19 protein-coding genes are annotated in these 18,019 nt (G+C 70.7%); 1 reads left to right on the plus strand and 18 read right to left on the minus strand.

Going from position 1 to position 18,019, the window contains the following annotated elements; all coding sequences use genetic code 11:
- Positions 1–16: 16 nt before the first annotated feature.
- The 13 genes from ACFYZB_RS27230 to ACFYZB_RS27290 all read right to left on the minus strand — a co-directional run bounded on the left by ACFYZB_RS27230 (position 17) and on the right by ACFYZB_RS27290 (position 8,332).
- A complete protein-coding gene (locus ACFYZB_RS27230; RefSeq protein ID WP_003965949.1) occupies positions 17–325 on the minus strand; it encodes a DUF2469 domain-containing protein in 309 nt (102 codons plus the stop codon).
- A 56-nt stretch (positions 326–381) separates the two neighbouring features.
- Entirely contained in the window at positions 382–906 is a 525-nt protein-coding gene (locus tag ACFYZB_RS27235; RefSeq protein WP_351210886.1) for an NUDIX hydrolase, read from the minus strand.
- Positions 896–1,681: a signal peptidase I gene (gene lepB, locus ACFYZB_RS27240; RefSeq protein WP_388763231.1), complete on the minus strand. Its 786-nt coding sequence runs from the start codon at positions 1,679–1,681 to the stop codon at positions 896–898. Before lepB (ACFYZB_RS27240) ends, ACFYZB_RS27235 begins: the two co-directional genes overlap by 11 nt.
- Before the next feature lie 93 nt (positions 1,682–1,774).
- Positions 1,775–2,065 carry a hypothetical protein gene (locus ACFYZB_RS27245; protein WP_388763233.1) on the minus strand — a complete coding sequence of 97 codons (291 nt, stop codon included), beginning with the start codon at positions 2,063–2,065 and terminating at the stop codon, positions 1,775–1,777.
- Positions 2,062–3,072: a signal peptidase I gene (gene lepB, locus ACFYZB_RS27250; protein WP_388763234.1), complete on the minus strand. Its 1,011-nt coding sequence runs from the start codon at positions 3,070–3,072 to the stop codon at positions 2,062–2,064. Before lepB (ACFYZB_RS27250) ends, ACFYZB_RS27245 begins: the two co-directional genes overlap by 4 nt.
- On the minus strand, positions 2,960–4,051 hold the full coding sequence (gene lepB, locus ACFYZB_RS27255; protein WP_388763236.1) for a signal peptidase I: 1,092 nt from the start codon (positions 4,049–4,051) through the stop codon (positions 2,960–2,962). Before lepB (ACFYZB_RS27255) ends, lepB (ACFYZB_RS27250) begins: the two co-directional genes overlap by 113 nt.
- The gene (gene lepB / locus ACFYZB_RS27260; protein ID WP_388763238.1) at positions 4,044–4,739 is read right to left on the minus strand and encodes a signal peptidase I; all 696 of its coding nucleotides are present in this window, start codon (positions 4,737–4,739) and stop codon (positions 4,044–4,046) included. Before lepB (ACFYZB_RS27260) ends, lepB (ACFYZB_RS27255) begins: the two co-directional genes overlap by 8 nt.
- A gap of 63 nt (positions 4,740–4,802) precedes the next feature.
- Positions 4,803–5,153 (minus strand): 50S ribosomal protein L19, encoded by a 351-nt coding sequence (gene rplS / locus ACFYZB_RS27265; protein WP_055704359.1) that lies wholly within the window; start codon positions 5,151–5,153, stop codon positions 4,803–4,805.
- A 134-nt stretch (positions 5,154–5,287) separates the two neighbouring features.
- Entirely contained in the window at positions 5,288–6,121 is an 834-nt protein-coding gene (gene trmD, locus ACFYZB_RS27270; protein ID WP_351210898.1) for a tRNA (guanosine(37)-N1)-methyltransferase TrmD, read from the minus strand.
- Positions 6,121–6,672, minus strand: a complete 552-nt coding sequence (gene rimM, locus ACFYZB_RS27275) for a ribosome maturation factor RimM (RefSeq protein WP_351210900.1) — start codon at positions 6,670–6,672, stop codon at positions 6,121–6,123. Before rimM ends, trmD begins: the two co-directional genes overlap by 1 nt.
- Before the next feature lie 82 nt (positions 6,673–6,754).
- Positions 6,755–6,994: an RNA-binding protein gene (locus ACFYZB_RS27280; protein ID WP_003973401.1), complete on the minus strand. Its 240-nt coding sequence runs from the start codon at positions 6,992–6,994 to the stop codon at positions 6,755–6,757.
- A gap of 5 nt (positions 6,995–6,999) precedes the next feature.
- Positions 7,000–7,428: a 30S ribosomal protein S16 gene (rpsP, locus tag ACFYZB_RS27285; RefSeq protein WP_351210902.1), complete on the minus strand. Its 429-nt coding sequence runs from the start codon at positions 7,426–7,428 to the stop codon at positions 7,000–7,002.
- Positions 7,429–7,735: 307 nt separating this feature from the next.
- A complete protein-coding gene (locus ACFYZB_RS27290; RefSeq protein ID WP_351210904.1) occupies positions 7,736–8,332 on the minus strand; it encodes a hypothetical protein in 597 nt (198 codons plus the stop codon).
- Positions 8,333–8,854: 522 nt separating this feature from the next.
- Here ACFYZB_RS27290 and ACFYZB_RS27295 point away from each other — a divergent pair.
- Positions 8,855–9,778: an SAM-dependent methyltransferase gene (locus ACFYZB_RS27295; protein ID WP_388763240.1), complete on the plus strand. Its 924-nt coding sequence runs from the start codon at positions 8,855–8,857 to the stop codon at positions 9,776–9,778.
- On the opposite strand, the gene ftsH is transcribed toward ACFYZB_RS27295, so the two are convergent.
- The 5 genes from ftsH to ACFYZB_RS27320 all read right to left on the minus strand — a co-directional run bounded on the left by ftsH (position 9,775) and on the right by ACFYZB_RS27320 (position 17,678).
- Positions 9,775–11,715 (minus strand): ATP-dependent zinc metalloprotease FtsH, encoded by a 1,941-nt coding sequence (gene ftsH / locus ACFYZB_RS27300; RefSeq protein WP_388763242.1) that lies wholly within the window; start codon positions 11,713–11,715, stop codon positions 9,775–9,777. The genes ACFYZB_RS27295 and ftsH overlap by 4 nt on opposite strands.
- A 138-nt stretch (positions 11,716–11,853) precedes the next feature.
- On the minus strand, positions 11,854–13,404 hold the full coding sequence (ffh, locus tag ACFYZB_RS27305) for a signal recognition particle protein (protein ID WP_388763243.1): 1,551 nt from the start codon (positions 13,402–13,404) through the stop codon (positions 11,854–11,856).
- A 124-nt stretch (positions 13,405–13,528) separates the two neighbouring features.
- Positions 13,529–15,970, minus strand: a complete 2,442-nt coding sequence (locus ACFYZB_RS27310) for a [protein-PII] uridylyltransferase (protein WP_388763245.1) — start codon at positions 15,968–15,970, stop codon at positions 13,529–13,531.
- 29 nt (positions 15,971–15,999) lie between these two features.
- A complete protein-coding gene (locus ACFYZB_RS27315; protein ID WP_039656487.1) occupies positions 16,000–16,338 on the minus strand; it encodes a P-II family nitrogen regulator in 339 nt (112 codons plus the stop codon).
- The gene (locus tag ACFYZB_RS27320) at positions 16,335–17,678 is read right to left on the minus strand and encodes an ammonium transporter (protein ID WP_388763247.1); all 1,344 of its coding nucleotides are present in this window, start codon (positions 17,676–17,678) and stop codon (positions 16,335–16,337) included. Before ACFYZB_RS27320 ends, ACFYZB_RS27315 begins: the two co-directional genes overlap by 4 nt.
- Between the last annotated feature and the right edge of the window lie 341 nt (positions 17,679–18,019).

Below are 18,019 nucleotides of genomic sequence, written 5' to 3' on the forward strand. Positions count from 1 at the left end.
CAAGCGCGAGGCGGGATCACCCGCCCGGAAGCTCCAGGTCGCTCTTGTTCAGCTCCTCGATGTTCACGTCCTTGAACGTGAGGACCCGCACCTGCTTCACGAAGCGCGCCGGCCGGTACATGTCCCAGACCCAGGCGTCAGCCATCGACACCTCGAAGAACACCTCACCCTGCACCGAGTGCACCTGCATCTCGTAGTCGTTGGTGAGATAGAAACGCCGCTCGGTCTCGATCACGTATTTGAACAGACCGACGACATCTCGGTACTCCCGGTAGAGCTTCAGCTCCATCTCGGTCTCGTACTTCTCGAGGTCCTCGGCGCTCATGGCATGTTCCCCTTCAGCCGTGCGATCCCCCCATTGTGCGCCAGTCCGACGGCCCCTCAGACGATTTCCGCGTCGAGGATCACAGGACTGGCCGGGGGACCCTCGTCGAGCAGCGTGCGCAGCAGCCCGGCGAGCCTGGTCGGATACACCGTCTCATGTGCCCGGGTCAGTTCCTGACACGTCCACCAGCGTGCTCCGGCGACACTGCGCCGCTCCAGCTCCGTCAGCCCCTGCGCCGCGGTCGCCGTCTGCGTCGTACGGGCCAGGTAGTACCACTCGTCCTGGTCCCAGCGTCGGCCCGCGAACGGGAAGGAGCACATGCGGCGCCACAGCACCGGACCGAGTTCGACGTCGGTGATGCCGGTCTCCTCGGCGAGTTCCCTGAGCGCGGCCTCCTCGCGCGTCTCGGCGCCCTCCAGGCCGCCACCGGGGGTGAACCACCAGTCGTCGGCCGGATCGTCCGGCTCATGGCCGTGCAGGAGGAGGATGCGGTCCTCCGGATCGAGGAGGACCACCCGGGCCACCTTGCGCAGCCCGCCCTCGTACGAGTCCTCGCCGGTCCGCGTGGCCTCAGCGGACACCGGCCGCCTCCGGGCGGGCGGCACGCGCGCGGGAGCGGCTCATGCGCCCCGCGATCGGGCCGTAGGCGCCACCGGCCAGGACGAGGACGGCACCGGCCACGATCAGCAGCTCGATCGTGGACAGTGGCCCGGGCCGGGAGAGGGTGCCCAGGGCCTCGAAGCCGGTGGGGCGCTTGAGCGAGCCCTTCCACGGCCAGATGACCGCGTCCACGCGGGCGGTCACGGCGTCGCGGGAGACCGTGCCCTTGGCCGCGTCGGTGAGGTGGGCCGTGGAGTCCAGGGAGCCCTGGCGCTCGTCACCGAGGAGGAACAGACGGCCCTGGGGGACGGTCACCGTCGGGATGTTCTTGATCTCGGCCAGGCTGCCCTTGGGCAGATAGGGCTCGTCGATCTGCTTGCCGTTGACGGTCAGCTTGCCGTTCGTGCAGCAGGAGACGGTGTCGCCGCCGACCGCGACCACGCGCTTGACCACCTTGGCGTTGGTGACCCAGCTCTTGTCCTCGAAGACGACCACGTCACCGCGCTTGACCTCGCTGCCGTCGACCTTCTGTGCCAGCACGCGGTCACCGGCGTCGATCGTGGGGGTCATGGAGCTCGTGGGCACGGTGTACGGCCGGTAGGTCACCGCTGCCCAGCCGAATCCGCCGAGGAACAGCACCAGGCCCAGGGCCACGGCCACCGAGGACAGCCGTTGTCCGAGCCGGCTGCCGCCAGGCTGTGCCGTGCCTGTCCCGCCGCTGTGCGGGGCCGTACGCGTCGTGCTCTCGCCACCCATGGACCCGCACCCTACCCGGCAGTACCGTGCAGGGGCAGCCCCTGTTTCACGGCCGCTGCCGGACCGGGGGCAAAGGCACGGCAGTCGCCGGACTCACAGGTTCCGGATCGCCTCGGCCAGGTCGGGCCCGTAGGAGGCCCAGCAACCCACCGAGCCGTCGTCACCGAGGCAGCCCATGTACCACTCGCCGTCGTGACCGACGAGGCAGAGCTCGCCGAAGGCCAGCACGTGCGAGGGGCGCAGCCGCTCGGGATCGCCGCCGCTGCCGTCCTCGAGGTACACCAACCGGTCCGGCGACAGCGGGATCGCACGCGCGTCGCCGGAGTGGGCGCGCAGACGGTCCACCGTCCAGCCGTCGGGGAGCACCGGGGCCTGTGCGGTCACCGGCTGCCCGCGACCGTCTTCCGCTCGAACTTGGACTCCAGCCGGTCCGAGCGCCGGCGGCGCCAGATCGCCACCGGCAGCACCGCCGCGATGGCCACGCCCTGCGGGGCCACCGTCAGGGCGGCGGAGGCCGAGGTCTGCTGGTTGATGCCGGGCTGGTCGAAGGTGTCCGGGATCGGCAGGGTGCCCCAGCGGTTGATCGGCCAGGCCTTGACGATCGCGCGGCCCACGACGTCGCCGACCGGGACCATGCCGTGGTGCTTGTCCGACTGGTTGTACCGGGAGTCACGGGAGTTCTGGCGGTGGTCGCCCATCACCCAGATGTAGCCCTTGGGGACCGTCACCTTGAACTGGCCGCCCAGCTCGTCGTCGGTGCACGGCGTGTTGCCGGGGTAGACGTACGGCTCGTTCAGGGCGTGGCCGTTGACCAGCAGCGGTCCGTCGCCCTTGCACTGGACCGTGTCGCCGCCGACGCCGATCACGCGCTTGATGAGGTCCTTCTCGTTGGCGGACGGCATCAGACCGATCCAGCTGAGGACCTTCTGCACCGCGTTCGGGCTCGGCGCCGGTTCGCCCGCCAGCCAGTCGTCCGGGTCGTGGAAGACCACGACCTCGCCGCGCTCGGGCTTGGAGCCGAACCACGGGGTGAGCTTGTCGACCAGGACGCGGTCACCCACCTGGAGGGTGTTCTGCATCGAGGCGGACGGGATCGAGAACGCCTGCACCAGGAACGTCTTGATCAGCAGCGCCAGCACCAGCGCGATGACCACGAGGATCGGCAGCTCCTTCCAGAAGGAGCGTGGCTTCCTCGACCGGTCCGCGGATTGGCCCGCACCGGCGCCCTCGGCCCTCGGCCGCTGCCCGTCGTCCGGCGTGCCCTCGTCGCCCGCCGCGTCATTCCCGGAAGTCATGGCGCCGTCCGGCACGGGGGCGTTGTCTTCCACGGGGTGCCCGCGGTGCTCCTCGCCGTCGTGCCCCGACCGTGCGCCAACCGCCACATCCCCCACGCCAACTCCTTACTCTGTGCCGCCGCCTGCACCGCATACGACGCAGGCCCACTACTCCCATAACGAGCGGGAGTTCCGCAGGGGTCGGGAGCTGGGTCGTTCCGTTCGGATTCTCGGAGGCAACCCTATGCGACGGTGAGCGACCGGCGGTCGCACCCGCCGTGGAGTCGGCGACGCTTGCGAAGGTTTTAGGTTCCTCAAGGCGTGTCCAGTGGCCGATCGGCCAGCCGATGGCGACGGCTCGGCCCACCACGGATTTCTCGGACACCGTTCCGCCGTACGAGGTGTTCTGGTGGAAACGGGAGTCCGCGGAGTTGCCCCGGTGGTCGCCCATGACCCACAGCCGGCCCTTGGGGACGGTGATGTCGAAGGGCTGGGCGGACGGGGCGTCACCCGGATAGATGTAATCCCCTTCGGTGAGGGGGACGCCGTTGACGGTGACCCGGCCCTGCGCGTCGCAGCACTTGACGTGGTCGCCGCCGACCCCGATGACCCGCTTGATCAGGTCCTTCTCGTTGTCGGAGGGCAGCAGGCCGATGAAGGTGAGGCCTTCCTTGAGCTGCTTGACGACGACCGGGTCGTGCTTCTTGGCCGTCTGCTCGTCGGCCAGCCAGCCGCCCGGGTCGTGGAAGACGACGACGTCCCCGCGCTGCGGCGTGGCACCGAACCAGGGGGTGAACTTGTCGACCAGGACGCGGTCGCCGATCCGGATCGTCTGCTCCATCGAGCCGGACGGGATCACGAACGCCTGGACGAGGAAGGTCTTCAGGACCAGCGCTATGAGGACGGCGACACCGACCAGAAGGGGGATCTCCCGAACGGCTGAACGCCTGCGCTTGCGTTTGACCTTCCGCTGGAGTTTCCGCCGCTCCGCGCGCGTGCGGCCGCCGCCGGGCGCGGAGGTGCGGCGCGATCCGGTGGGCAGCAGATTGTCGGCGGGGTTGCTGGGCACCCCGCGCGGTTTGCCGCGGTTACCCATGCGCGCCCTCCGGAGCGGGCACGCGCGCGTAGGCGGAGGGCCGCGTCAGGTGCGTCCAGTGGTCGTACGGCCACAGGATCCAGTCGGCGCGGCCGATGACGTCGCCGACCGGGATCATGCCACCGCCGGGCGAGCCGAGGTGGTCGCGGGAGTCGCTGGAGTCGCTGCGGTGGTCGCCGAGGACGAACAGACGGCCGGCGGGTACGACGACGTCGAAGGGCACGCCGGAGGCGCTGTCCCCGGGATGGAGGAACGCCGACTCGTCGACGGCGCGGCCGTTCACCTCGATCCTCCCCTGCCTGTCGCAGCAGACCACATGGTCTCCCCCCGTACCGACCACCCGCTTGATGTAGTCGGCGTCCCCGAAATACCCCGTGCCGTCGAACACGATCACATCGCCGCGGCGCGGCTGGGCACCGAAACGGTACGCCAACTTATTTACGAGAACGCGGTCCCCGATCCTCAAGCCCTGTTCCATGGATCCGCTCGGAATCTGGAACGGTTGCACCACGAAAGCGTTGAGGCCGAGCAAAAACGCCAGGCAGCAGAAGAGCGTGAGGGTGATCCGGCCGCCCGGCAGCCAGTCGGCGATCCGCGCCACCAACGCGAAACGCGACCATCCCTCCGGCCCCGGGGAATCCGGGTGGGAGGAGCGGTCGCGTTCCGTCGGCTGTGCTTCGGTGTCCATCGGAGCCAGATGCTATCCGGCTCAGCTGTGCGCCCGGTCAGGGCCTTGACACCGGGGAAGCGCTCAGCTCTCGCGCTTCTCCTTGATCTTCGCGGCCTTGCCGCGCAGGTCACGGAGGTAGTACAGCTTGGCGCGGCGCACGTCACCACGGGTGACCAGCTCGATCTTCTCGACGATCGGGGTGTGCACCGGGAAGGTGCGCTCGACGCCGACGGAGAACGAGACCTTGCGGACCGTGAAGGTCTCGCGGACACCGGAGCCCTGGCGACGGATCACAACGCCCTTGAACTGCTGCACACGGGAGCGGTTGCCCTCGATGACGCGGACGTGGACGTTGACGGTGTCACCCGGGCGGAAGGCCGGGATGTCGCTGCGCAGCGACGCGGCGTCGACGGAGTCGAGCAGGTGAGACATTTCGTCTGCTTTCTTCGCTGATGCCACAGGTCATCAACGGCAACTAGGTGTTTGATGAAGCCGTGTGCGGGTCGGGGCGGGCGTCGTGTCCCCCTGTGGCAGGGGCGCACGCCGGACGGGCGCACAACAGCGGTCTATTGTTCCACGCCCCCGGCCCGCCGCCAAAATCGGCCGTACGGGTGGCCTTCCGGGTCCGGTTCCCAGCCCAGGATGGAGAGCATCTCGCGGTCCTTCTTGTCGAAGGCCTCGGGGTCGCAGCGCTCGATCAGGTCGGGCCGGTTGGCGGTCGTACGCCTGAGGGCCTCGTCGCGGCGCCAGCGGGCGATCCTGCCGTGGTGGCCGCTGAGCAGCACGTCCGGGATGTCCCGGCCGCGCCAGACGGGCGGCTTGGTGTAGACGGGGCCTTCCAGGAGGCTCGCCATCGCGCCGGGCGCGAAGGAGTCGTCGCGGTGGGACTCGGCGTTGCCGAGGACGCCGGGCAGCAGCCGCGCCACGGCCTCCGTGATGACCAGGACGGCCGCCTCGCCGCCGGCCAGCACATAGTCGCCGATGGAGACCTCGTGGACGGGCACGCGCGTGGCGTACTCGTCCATGACACGCCGGTCGATGCCCTCGTAACGCGCGGGCGTGAAGATCAGCCAGGGGCGCTCGGAGAGCTCCACGGCGAGTTCCTGGGTGAAGGGGCGGCCGCTGGGGGTGGGCACGATCAGCGCGGGGGCCGTGGCGCCGGTCTCGTAGCCGTCGGCGAGGACCGTGTCCAGGGCGTCGCCCCAGGGCTCGGTCTTCATGACCATGCCGGGGCCGCCGCCGTACGGGGTGTCGTCGACGGTGTTGTGGCGGTCGTACGTCCACGAGCGCAGATCGTGCACATGGACATCGAGCTGTCCACGCGCGCGTGCCTTGCCCACGAGGGAGACGTTCAGCGGGTCCAGGTACTCGGGGAAGATCGTGACGACGTCGAGGCGCATTACGACTCGTCTCCCGAGTCCCTGGACGAGGCGATCTCGGCTCGGTCGTCGATCAGGCCCGGCGGCGGGGCGATGACCGCCTTCTGCTCCTCCAGGTCGATCTCGGTGACGATCTCCTCCACGAAGGGGATCAGCACCTCACTGCCGTCCGGGCGTTCCACGATGAACAGGTCCTGCGAGGGCAGGTGCGAGATCTCGGTGATCCGGCCGACCTCCGCCCCGTCCTCGGTGACCACGTCGAGGTCGATGAGCTGGTGGTCGTAGTACTCGTCCTCGCCCTCGGGCAGCTCCTCCGGGTCGATCTCGGCGATCAGGAGGGTGTTGCGCAGGGCCTCGGCCGCGTTGCGGTCGGTGACGCCCTCGAAGCGCAGCAGGAGACGGCCGCTGTGGACCCGGCCGGTGGCGATGGTGAGGGGCCCGGTGGAGGCCGGGTCGGTGGCCAGGACGGCGCCCGGGGCGAGCCGCAGTTCCGGCTCGTCGGTTCGTACCTCCACGGTGACCTCGCCCTTGATGCCGTGGGCGCGGCCGATCCGTGCGACTACCAGCTGCACTGTGCTTGATCTCCTGTCATACGACTGCGGGCCGGGGACGGCCCAGTGGCCCTCCCCGGCCCGAGCCGGTTGCTATGAAGCGTCAGCGGACGTGGTCCACGTCGACGAGGTCGACGCGGACACCGCGACCGCCGATGGCGCCCACGACGGTACGCAGAGCGCGCGCGGTGCGGCCGTTGCGGCCGATCACCTTGCCGAGGTCGTCCGGGTGGACCCGGACCTCGAGCACGCGCCCACGGCGCAGGTTGCGCGAGGCGACCTGCACATCGTCAGGGTTGTCGACGATGCCCTTCACGAGGTGCTCAAGCGCCTCTTCGAGCATGCTGCTCAGGCCTCGGTCGACTCAGCCGCAGAGGACTCAGCAGCCGCCTCGTCCTTCTTCTCGGCCTTCTTCTTCTGGGTGATCGCCTCACCCTTGCCCTCGTCGTCGCCGCCGAGGGCCTCGAACGACGGACGGGCCGGCTTGGGCTCGGCGGTGAGCAGCGGCGCGGGAGCCGGCTCGCCCTTGAACTTCTGCCAGTCGCCGGTCTTCTTCAGGATGGCGAGAACGGGCTCGGTCGGCTGCGCGCCGACACCCAGCCAGTACGCCACGCGCTCGGCGTCCACCTCGATGACCGACGGGTTGTAGGTCGGGTGGTACTTGCCGATCTCCTCGATGGCCCGGCCGTCACGGCGGGTACGGGAGTCGGCGACGACGATGCGGTAGTGAGGCGAACGGATCTTGCCCAGACGCTTCAGCTTGATCTTGACTGCCACGGGAGTGGGTTCTCCTGGATTTGACGTGGTTGGGCACGGCGAGCTGCCGCGTGGGGTTGCGGTACCCGAGTGCCCGACGGACGCGTCAGCCGGAGGAGAGAGGGGTCCTGTGCGGCTGTCGAGTACAGCTAGCCATTGTGCCATACCCTGCCGGTCGCTTTGGGCCGGGGCGGGCAGGCGGGCTGCGGGCATGCCTGGGAGGCACCCGGCGTGGAGGTGAGGTCACGTCGGGTGCGCTGCCCGGTGCTGTGAAATTGACGCCCCGCGATCCGGCACCCACGAGATGCCGGCCCTTCGCGGCACGCGGTCACGCCGCCCCCGCGACCTCCGGGATCCTGAACGGCTTGCCGCAGCCGCCGCAGACGATGGGTGCCTGGGCGAGGACCGAGGGGACCACGCGGACGTTGCGACCGCAGTCGCAGACCGCCTTGACCCGTACGCCGCCGCCGGAGGAGCCGTGCCGGGCGGCCGGGCCGCGGAAGGTGCGGGTGGTGTCCGAGGTGGTCGCCGCCGTGTGCGCCCTCAGTGCGCGCTGCAGCCGTTCGATGGTCGGGCGGTAGCGCCGCTTGGCCTCGGGGTTGAGCGTGACCAGTGAGAAACCGCTGCTCGGGTGCGGCTCCTCGGGATGGTCGAGGCCCAGTTCCTCGGCGATCGCGAGGAAACGGCGGTTGTGGTAGCGGCCGGCGCGGGAGGTGTCGCGGATCCCACGGGCGGCGGCGATGCCGTGGACTGCCTCATGGAGCAGTCGTTCGAAGGAGAGCTCGTGTCCGCACGCGGACGACGACTCCCCGATCAGGGACTCTGGCGCGGCAAGGTCCGGCAGCTCGGGGTGGTACCGCTGAATGTCGGCCCACGCCTGCGCCAGCTCTGCGGCGAGTACAGGTGGTGTCTGTGTCGTGCTCACGTAATGACAACGAGCGGGAGCTCGAATGTGTTCCTATTCCGGGGCATCCCAAATAATTTGCACGTACCCGTCAGTTGCCGCTGATGCGTCCGGACGAGGGCGGGTGCGCTGATCTGCGGAGAAGCCACACAGCTCATATCAAGCTGGTGCGTAGTCCGCCGTACGACCCTGCGCGTAGACCCTGCTGCGGGTGTGGCCGGCGCCAGTCAAGAGGCGTTTCGGCCGCTCTCGTCGTGAAGTCTCACTCCGGTCAGCGTCCGTGACGCGCGAGGCGTTACCCCGCGCTGTGCGACCCCCGGTACCGGCGGGTCCTCCCGGCGCGGACACCGTATGGCCATCCAGGTTGCCGGGATGTGAAATCTCGCCACACCCGCGCCATCACCCCAAGCGGGGCCCTACGACCCCTGGACGGCGCAGCGAGCCGGGAGTTACCTGACATACGTGGGAAGTTGCGCGCGCACGGCACGGGGGCCACGCAACCGGGCACAGCGGTGAACTGTCGGCGGATTGGGGCGCTTACCTATGACACCTACGCTCGTGCGGCAGCACGTGCCTCACGCGGATCCCGCACCCCGCGTGGACCTGTGCGCACGCGCGCGTGACTGGTCCGAGATCCAGGAGCGGATGCTGGTACCGCTCTACGAAGCCGTCTACGAACGACTCGAAGTGGGGCCCGCCACCCGGCTGCTGGGGCTGCGCTGCGGCGCCGGGCTCGCGCTGCTGCTGGCGGCCGGCAGAGGTGCCACCGTCACCGGTGTCGACGCCGCGTCGCCCGAGCGGCTCGCCCTCGCCGGCGAGCGCCTGCTGCCGGGCGCCTCGCGCGGCGGTGTGCGCGGTGACGCCGGGCGCGCTCGGTACGGCGACGGCGGGGGGCGCGGCGCGAGCGGCCGTACACGCGCGCGTGCCGTGAAACTCGTCGCGGGTTCACCCCGCGAGGCGGCCGGGGCGGAGACCGCCGCCTACAGCCTGGTGACCCTCTTCGAGCCGATCGGGTGCCTCGCGGGCGACTCCGAGGGGCTCGGTGAGCTGCTGGCGGACGCGCTGCCGCTGGCCGCGCGCGGGGCCGCCGTGGTCCTGGCCGGCTGGGGTCCGCCCGAGCGCTGCGCGACCTCCTCGGTGCTGCGGGTGGCGACGAAACTGGCCGATCCCTTGCGCAGCGCGCGCAGCTGGCGGCCGGCCCGGCGGGACGACCTGGAGGAGGTCGCCCAGCGGGCGGGGCTGAAGCCGGACGGCTCGGGGCGGGTGGCCTGTCCGTTCGGGTACGCCGACGTCGACAGCGCCGTACGGGGGCTGCTGTCGACCGGTCTGTTCGACGCGGCGATCGCGGCGACGGACGCCAAGCAGGTCGACAAGGAGCTGACGGAGGCGCTGCACCCGTACCGGCGCCCGGACGGGACGGTGTGGATGCCGAACGTCTTCCGTTACCTCGTCGCCCGCGTGGCCTAGACCTCGGTTTCCTTGGTCAGGCGCGTGATCCCGGCGATCCGGTACGCGTCCGCCTCCTCCAGTGTCTCGTTCTCCAGCAGCGCCTCGGCGAGGGCGTCCAACTGGCCGCGGTGGTCCCGGAGTTTGCGGCACGCCTCCTCGTAGCACTCGTCCACGATCCGCCGCATCTCCGTGTCGATCACGTCGAGGGTCTGCGGGGCGGCGGAGAGCCCGTAGGCCTGCTGGGCATCGCTCGGGAGGGCGGACAGGCGGCCGACCCGCTCGCTCATGCCCCAGCGGGCCACCATCCCGCGCGCGATGTTGGTGACCTGTTCGAGGTCGTTCTCCGCGCCCGTGGTGACCACGCCGTAGACGACCTCCTCCGCCGCCATCCCGCCCAGGGCGCCGATGATGCGGCCGCGCAGGTACTCCTCGGAGTGGGCGTACCGCTCCACCTCGGGCGTGGACATGGTCACCCCGAGTGCCCGGCCGCGCGGCACGATGGTGATCTTGCGGACGGGGTCGGCGCCGGGCTGGAGCATGCCCAGGAGGGCGTGGCCGCTCTCGTGGTACGCGGTGCGCCGGCGGTCCTCCTCGGGCATCACGAGAGTGCGTTCGGCGCCCAGCTGGACCTTTTCCAGCGCCTCGGACAGGTCCGGCCCGGTCACCCGCTCCTGCTTGCGCTTGACCGCGAGCAGTGCGGCCTCGTTGGCGAGATTGGCCAGGTCCGCCCCCGTCATGCCGGGGGTGACGCGGGCCAGCTGGGCCAGGTCGACGTCGGGCGCGAGCGGGATCTCACGGGTGTGGATGCGCAGGATCGACTCGCGGCCGGCGCGGTCCGGCGGGGCCACGTTGACCACTCGGTCGAAGCGGCCCGGACGGGTCAGGGCCGGATCCAGGATGTCCGCCCGGTTGGTCGCGGCGATGACGATCACGCCCTCCGCGCCCGAGAAGCCGTCCATCTCCGTGAGGATCTGGTTCAGCGTCTGCTCGCGCTCGTCGTGCCCGCTCATCGAAGCGCCGCCGGCGCGCGCCCGGCCGATGGTGTCGATCTCGTCGATGAAGATGATCGACGGCGCCACCTTCCGGGCCTCGGCGAACAGTTCGCGCACGCGGGACGCGCCGACGCCGACGATCATCTCGATGAACTCGGACGCCGAGGCGGAGAAGAACGGCACGCCGGCCTCGCCCGCGACCGCGCGTGCGAGCAGCGTCTTGCCGGTGCCGGGCGGGCCCGCGAGCAGCACACCGCGGGGCAGTTTCGCGCCCATCCGGCGGTAGACGTCGGGGTGCTCCAGGAAGTCGACGACGTCGTCCAGTTCGCCCTTGACCTCGTCGATGCCGGCCACGTCCGCGAAGGTCGTGCGCTCGGTGCCCGGCCGCAGCCCGACCGGTTTGGGCGGCGCCCGGCGGCCGAACAGGCCACCCGCGCCGGGCAGTGCCCCGCCGAGCCGCCGCGCGAAGAAGATCCACACCACGACCAGGACCGCGATCGGGATCAGCGACATCAGCACGTTGGACAGCAGGCTGCGCTCCTGCACGACGGGGCGTGCCGTCACCGTGACGCCATGGCTGCTCAGGTTCTGCCAGAGCCTGTCGCTGGCGAAGGCCGGGCGCTGTGTCTTGAACCGGGTGTACTTCCCGCCGCCCTCGGGATTGGCCCGCGCGCTCTTGAGCTGGCCCTGGATCGCGTCACCCTTGGAGTAGATCTTGGCGACGTTGCCGGCCGTGACCTGCCTGCTGAACTCCGTGTACGAGATCGTCGGCTGGTTGCCCTGGCCGAGATAGTTCAGCCCGACGTAGGCCAGCAGGAAGACGACCACCGCGGTGACGAGCAGGCCCCACCACTTTCCGCCGCGGATCCTTCCCCCGCCGGGGCGCCGGGGCGATTCGTCGGGGGTGCCCTCGGTGCGCCACGGCTGATCAGGGGTCTTGCGTGGTGGCGCCGCATCGCTCATATCTGGACGTTAAGGCATTTGGCGGACGTCGGCATGCGCTGAGGGCGCCCCCCGCGGCCGGGGTGGCGCCCTCAGAGTCGTACGAGCGGGATGCAGCCCATGAACGTCCTGGACTTCAGCCCATGAACGTCCTGGACGTCAGCCCATGAACTTCTTGAACTCGTCCGGCAGCTCGAAGTCCTGGCCGCCCTGCTGCGGCAGCCCGAAGGCGCCTCCGCCCTGTGCGGCGGCCTCGCGGCGCTGGGCCTCCTCCAGCTCCTGCTGCCTGCGCTTCATCGGGTTGCCCGAGCGCTGCTTGCCCTTGGCCTTCTTCGCCTGCTTCTTCTGCCGGCCGGGGCCGCCGCCCATGCCCGGGATCCCCGGCATGCCCGGCATTCCGCCGCCCTGAGCCATGCGGGACATCATCTTGCGGGCGTCGAAGAACCGCTCGACCAGGTTCTTCACCGCGCTGACCTCGACGCCGGAACCCTTGGCGATACGGGCACGGCGGGAACCGTTGATGATCATCGGGTCCCGGCGCTCGCCCGGGGTCATCGACTTGATGATCGCGGCGGTGCGGTCGACGTCCCGCTCGTCGATGTTCTGGATCTGGTCCTTGATCTGGCCCATGCCCGGGAGCATGCCGAGCAGCTTGGAGATGGAGCCCATCTTCCGGACCTGCTCCATCTGGGCCAGGAAGTCGTCCAGGGTGAAGTCCTGGCCCTTCTTGGACGCCAGCTTCGAGGCCATCTTGGCGGCCTCTTCCTGGCTGAAGGTCTTCTCCGCCTGCTCGATCAGGGTGAGCAGGTCACCCATGTCGAGGATGCGGGAGGCCATCCGGTCCGGGTGGAAGGCGTCGAAGTCGTCCAGCTTCTCGCCGTTCGACGCGAACATGATCGGCTTGCCGGTGATCTGCCGGATCGACAGGGCGGCACCACCGCGGGCGTCACCGTCGAGCTTGGAGAGCACCACGCCGTCGAAGCCGACGCCGTCGCGGAAGGCCTCGGCGGTGTTGACGGCGTCCTGACCGATCATCGCGTCGACGACGAACAGGATCTCGTCCGGGGAGACGGCGTCGCGGATGTCCGCGGCCTGCTGCATCATCTCGGCGTCGATACCGAGGCGGCCGGCGGTGTCCACGATCACGATGTCGTGGACCTTCGACTTCGCGAAGTCGATGGAGTCCTTGGCGACCTTCACGGGGTCGCCGACGCCGTTGCCGGGCTCGGGTGCGTAGACGGCGACACCGGCGCGCTCGGCGACCACGCTCAGCTGGTTGACGGCATTCGGGCGCTGGAGGTCGGCGGCGACCAGCAGCGGCGAGTGGCCCTGCTCCTTCAGCCAGCGGGCGAGCTTGCCCGCGAGCGTGGTCTTACCGGCACCCTGCAGACCCGCCAGCATGATCACGGTGGGCGGCTGCTTGGCGAAGCGCAGGCGCCGGGTCTCGCCGCCGAGGATGGTGACGAGCTCGTCGTTGACGATCTTCAGCACCTGCTGGGCCGGGTTCAGCGCGCGCGAGACCTCGGCGCCGAGTGCCCTTTCCTTGACGTTCTTGATGAAGGTCCGCACGACAGGGAGGGCGACGTCCGCTTCGAGGAGCGCGATGCGGATCTCGCGCGCCGTGGCGTCGATGTCCGCCTCGCTGAGGCGCCCCTTGCCGCGGAGATTCTTGAAAGTCGCGCTGAGGCGGTCGGAGAGGGTATCGAACACGGTGGCGTCGGTCCTCGAGGTCGGAGTCGGTTCGGGCTGCCCTCCAGGGTATCCGGCCGCGCAACCTATTCGTCCCTGCCCGCTCGCTTGGATGAGCGGGCAGGGACATGGCACGGCCGCGGGGTCACGCCCGCAGCGCCTCTTCCAGGACGCGCGCCAGCGTTCCCGCGTCCTCGGCCGGCAGTGGCGCCCCCGTGCCCGTGGTGACGTAGAACGCATCCACCGCGTTGGAGCCCAGCGTGCTGACGTGCATGCTGCGCACCCGCACCGCCGCCTTCTCCAGGGCCATGCCGATCCGGTACAGCAGGCCCGGGGCGTCCTGGGCGCGGACCTCGATGACCGTGGCGTGGTGGGAGGCCGCCGGAGCGACGGTCACCCGCGGAGGCGGGGCGACCCAGCCCCGGCGCCTCGGATAGGCCGCGTCCCGTTCGGCCAGGCGGCCGGCGATGTCCAGGGTGCCGTCCAGGGCGCGGACCAGGTCGGCGCGCAGCCGGGTCGCCTGGGGCAGGGAGCCGTACTCGGCGGCCACCCGCCAGTTGAGCAGCAGCACCGAGCCGTCGTCGACGTCGTCCGGCAGGCCGAGGGTGCGGAGTTCCGCCGTACGGACGGTGAGGCGGTGCACGGCGAGGACACCGGCGACGGCGGGGAGGACGGCGGGCTGGTCGGGTACGGCGATGACCAGCTCCACGCCGAGGGGTTCGCCGGACGCCTCCTCATCGCTGACCGGTTCCGTCTGGGCGCGCAGCGCGAGGACCGGGCCGCCCGTGCGGTAGGCCTCGATCGCCAGTCGCTCGTGCTCGGCGGTGGGCGCGGCGGGCTCCGGCTCGTCGGGGGCGTCGCCGGCGAGCACGGCGGAGACCCGCCGGACCAGGTCGGTGACGAGGGAGCCGCGCCAGGAGGACCAGGCCGCCGGGCCGGTGGCGAGGGCGTCGGCTTCGGTCAGGGCGTGCAGCAGCTCCAGGGTGCTCTGGCTGCCGACCGCCTCGGCGACCGAGCGGACCGTGGCCGGATCGTCGAGGTCGCGGCGGGTGGCCGTCTCGATCAGCAGCAGGTGGTGGCGGACCAGGGCGCACAGCACCTCCACGTCCGCGCGGTCGAAGCCGATCCGCGCCGCGACGTCCTTGGCGATGATCCCGCCGGCCACCGAGTGGTCGCCGGGCCAGCCCTTGCCGATGTCGTGCAGCAGGGCGGCGACCAGGAGCAGGTCGGGGCGGCTGACACGGCGGGTGAGCTCGGAGGCGCGGACGGCCGTCTCGATGAGGTGCCGGTCGACCGTCCACACGTGCACGGCATTGCGCTGCGGGCGGCAGCGGACCCGTTCCCAGTCCGGCAGCAGGCGGCTGATCAGGCCCTCCGCCTCCAGGGCCTCCCAGACGTCGACGGTCGGGCGGCCGGAGCCGAGCAGGGTGACCAGCTGCTCACGGGCCTCGGCGGGCCAGGGCGTGGGCAGGGGGCGCGCGGTGGCGGCCATGCGCCGTACGGCGTGCAGGGAGAGCGGCAGGCCGGCCTGCGCGGCGGCGGCCGCGGCGCGCAGGGGGAGCACGGGATCGCGCTCGGGGCGCGCGGCGCGGGCGAGCACCACCTCGCCCTCCTGCTCCACCACCCCTTCGGCCAGCGGCGACCGCTCCGCGACGGGTTTGCCGCCGCCCAGCATGGCGCGCAGCCGGGGCCGGACGGCGCGCGCACGCAGCACGCGCCCCACCTCGCGCCAGGTGACGTCACTGGCGTACGAGATGACCCGCGCCGCCTCGTAGACCTGCCGCAGCAGGGTGTCCGCGTCCAGCAGCTCCAGCTCGGCCGCCACCTGGTCCTGCTCCTGCAGGGCCAGGCGGTCGGTCGCCCGGCCGGTCGCCAGATGCAGGGCGTCCCGTACGTCGAGCAGGCGCCGGCGGGCGTCGGCGAGCCCCTCGCGCGGGGCGTCCGCGAGCCAGGAGGCGGCCACGGCGCGCAGCGCGGTGGCGTCCCGGAGGCCGCCGCGGGCCTCCTTGAGGTCGGGCTCCAGCAGGTACTGCAGCTCGCCCTGGCGCTCGGCGCGCTCGGTGCAGAGTTCCTGGAGTTCGGGGAGGCGTTTGGGGGCCTGGTTGCGCCAGTCGGCGAGGACGGCCGTACGCAGGCCTGCGGTGAGGCCGAGGTCGCCGGCGAGGTGGCGGGCGTCCAGGAGGCCGAGGTGGACCTTCAGATCCTCCCCGGCGGTCCTGCGGGCCTCCGCCGGGGTGCGCACGGAGTGGTCGAGGGCGAGGCCGAGGTCCCAGACGGGGTACCAGAGGCGGTCGGCCAGCGCGGCGACCGCCTTCGGGTCGGAGCCGTCGTGCAGCAGCAGGAGGTCGAGGTCGCTGCGCGGGGAGAGCTCGCCGCGGCCGTAGCCGCCGACGGCGACCAGGGAAGCGCCCTTGATGCCCTCCGCCGCCGCGGTGAACAGTCCTCCGAGCCAGTCGTCGGTCAGTTCCGCGAGGGCGGCACGGCGCGGCGGCCCGGACCGCGCCCCCTCCGTGAGGAGGCGCAGCCGGGCCGCCGCGTAGCCGCTGGGTCCCGAGTCCTCTGCCATCCGCTCGTCCGTTCCCGTCACCCAGCGACTCCCGTTCTGCGAAGTTGTGGTCAGAGCGCGTCCGGACCGCGCTCGCCGGTGCGGACCCGTACGGCCGTCTCGACCGGCAGGGACCAGACCTTGCCGTCGCCGATCTTGCCGGTGCGGGCCGCCTTGACGACGACCTCGATCAGCTGCTCGGCGTCGTCGTCCTCGGCCAGCACCTCGATGCGGATCTTGGGGACCAGGTCGACGGTGTACTCGGCACCGCGGTAGACCTCGGTGTGGCCCCGCTGACGACCGTAGCCGCTGGCCTCGGTGACCGTCAGGCCGTGCACGCCGAAGGCCTGCAGGGCCTCCTTGATCTCGTCCAGCCGGTGGGGCTTGACGACGGCGGTGATGAGCTTCATGCGTCCACCTTCTTGGTCTGCGTGCCGGCCAGGGCGGGGGCGTGGGCGGCGGAGCCGATGACACCGCCGCCGGCGCCGCTGAAGTCGTATGCGGTCTCGGCGTGCTGCGCCTGGTCGATGCCGGAGATCTCCTCGTCCTCGGTGACCCGCATGCCGATCGTCTTGTCGAGCAGGAAGGCGAGGACCGCGGAGACGACCAGGGAGTAGGCGAGGACCGCGCCGACACCGGCGCACTGCTTCCACAGCTGGGTGAAGGAGTGGTCGCCGTAGAAGACGCCGGTGGCGGTGGACTGGCCCTTGCCGGTGGCGAAGAAGCCGATCAGGAGGGAGCCGATGATGCCGCCGACCATGTGGACGCCGACGACGTCGAGGGAGTCGTCGTAGCCGAACTTGAACTTCAGGCCCACGGCCGCGGCGCAGGCGACACCGGCGATGGCGCCGACGGCGATCGCGCCGAGCGGGGAGACCGCACCGCCGGACGGGGTGATCGCGACCAGACCGGCGACCGCGCCGGAGGCGGCGCCCAGCGTGGTGAACGCGCCGTGCCGGATCTTCTCGTAGGCGAGCCAGGCCAGCATGGCGGCGGCCGTAGCGACCTGCGTGTTGACGAACATCAGCGCGCCGACGCCGTCGTCGTTGCCGAGCCAGGAGCCCGCGTTGAAGCCGAACCAGCCGAACCACAGGAGCCCTGCGCCGAGCATGACCAGCGGGAGGCTGTGCGGGCGCATCGGGTCCTTCTTGAAGCCGACGCGCTTGCCGATGACGAGGATGACACCGAGGGCACCCGCGCCCGCGTTGATGTGGACCGCCGTACCACCCGCGAAGTCGATCACACCGAGCTTGAAGGCCCAGCCGTCGGCGCCCCAGACCCAGTGGGCGACCGGGACGTAGACGATCGTGAGCCACAGGGCGATGAAGAGCGACCAGGCCGAGAACTTGACGCGGTCCGCGAGGGCGCCGCTTATCAGGGCCGGGGTGATGATCGCGAACATCATCTGGAAGACCATGAACACGAAGATCGGGATGGTGTAGCCGGGCCAGAGCTCGGTCAGACCGATCTTGCGCAGGCCGAACCAGTCGGAGTCCCAGCCGATGAGGCCGTTGTTCGTGCCGAAGGCGAGGGAGAAGCCGTAGAGCACCCACAGAATGGTGACGATGCCCATGCTGATGAAGCTCATCATCAGCATGTTCAGGGTGCTCTTGACGCGGACCATGCCCCCGTAGAAGAAGGCAAGACCGGGCGTCATGATCAACACCAGGGCGGAAGCAATGAGCATGAAGCCTGTGTTCGCGGCAGACAGCTTGGGTGCCTCCGCGGCAAGCGTGATGGCTGATGCCATCGGCGTCTCCTCGTCGGTTGGTACGGCCCCGTGCGGGCGGTGCCTGAGCGGTCCGGCGGGTGTGGGGTGGGCCGGTTATGCGCCACGAGATTGGCGCAGCGCGGTTTCGGTGGAAGCCACTCGTTGTTTCGCCGGGGTGACGAAGGCGCCCTGCTTGTTACGCCTGGATGAACCGCCGGATTCGCGGCTCGCCGATCGTTATCGTGACGCAACCTGCTCCGGGTGATCCTGCCGGAGCGACAGGCCGGCCGCGGCGGGCCTCTCCGATGACCTGGCGTGGGGGAGCCGAGTCGGGCAGTTCGGGAGGACCGGCCGCGGCCGGGGCAAGGGAGCCGGGTGTG

This window comes from Streptomyces sp. NPDC001852, assembly GCF_042891825.1.
In the GTDB taxonomy this organism is placed as follows: domain Bacteria; phylum Actinomycetota; class Actinomycetes; order Streptomycetales; family Streptomycetaceae; genus Streptomyces.

Excerpts from the sequence above, each read along its gene's own strand:
- lepB (WP_388763238.1), bottom strand. The coding sequence starts at position 4,739 with ATGGACACCGAAGCACAGCCGACGGAACGCGACCGCTCCTCCCACCCG.
- rplS (WP_055704359.1), bottom strand. The coding sequence starts at position 5,153 with ATGTCTCACCTGCTCGACTCCGTCGACGCCGCGTCGCTGCGCAGCGAC.
- lepB (WP_388763236.1), bottom strand. The coding sequence starts at position 4,051 with ATGGGTAACCGCGGCAAACCGCGCGGGGTGCCCAGCAACCCCGCCGAC.
- ACFYZB_RS27230 (WP_003965949.1), bottom strand. The coding sequence starts at position 325 with ATGAGCGCCGAGGACCTCGAGAAGTACGAGACCGAGATGGAGCTGAAG.
- lepB (WP_388763231.1), bottom strand. The coding sequence starts at position 1,681 with ATGGGTGGCGAGAGCACGACGCGTACGGCCCCGCACAGCGGCGGGACA.
- ACFYZB_RS27280 (WP_003973401.1), bottom strand. The coding sequence starts at position 6,994 with ATGCTCGAAGAGGCGCTTGAGCACCTCGTGAAGGGCATCGTCGACAAC.
- ACFYZB_RS27295 (WP_388763240.1), top strand. The coding sequence starts at position 8,855 with ATGACACCTACGCTCGTGCGGCAGCACGTGCCTCACGCGGATCCCGCA.
- ACFYZB_RS27315 (WP_039656487.1), bottom strand. The coding sequence starts at position 16,338 with ATGAAGCTCATCACCGCCGTCGTCAAGCCCCACCGGCTGGACGAGATC.
- trmD (WP_351210898.1), bottom strand. The coding sequence starts at position 6,121 with ATGCGCCTCGACGTCGTCACGATCTTCCCCGAGTACCTGGACCCGCTG.
- ftsH (WP_388763242.1), bottom strand. The coding sequence starts at position 11,715 with ATGAGCGATGCGGCGCCACCACGCAAGACCCCTGATCAGCCGTGGCGC.
- ACFYZB_RS27320 (WP_388763247.1), bottom strand. The coding sequence starts at position 17,678 with ATGGCATCAGCCATCACGCTTGCCGCGGAGGCACCCAAGCTGTCTGCC.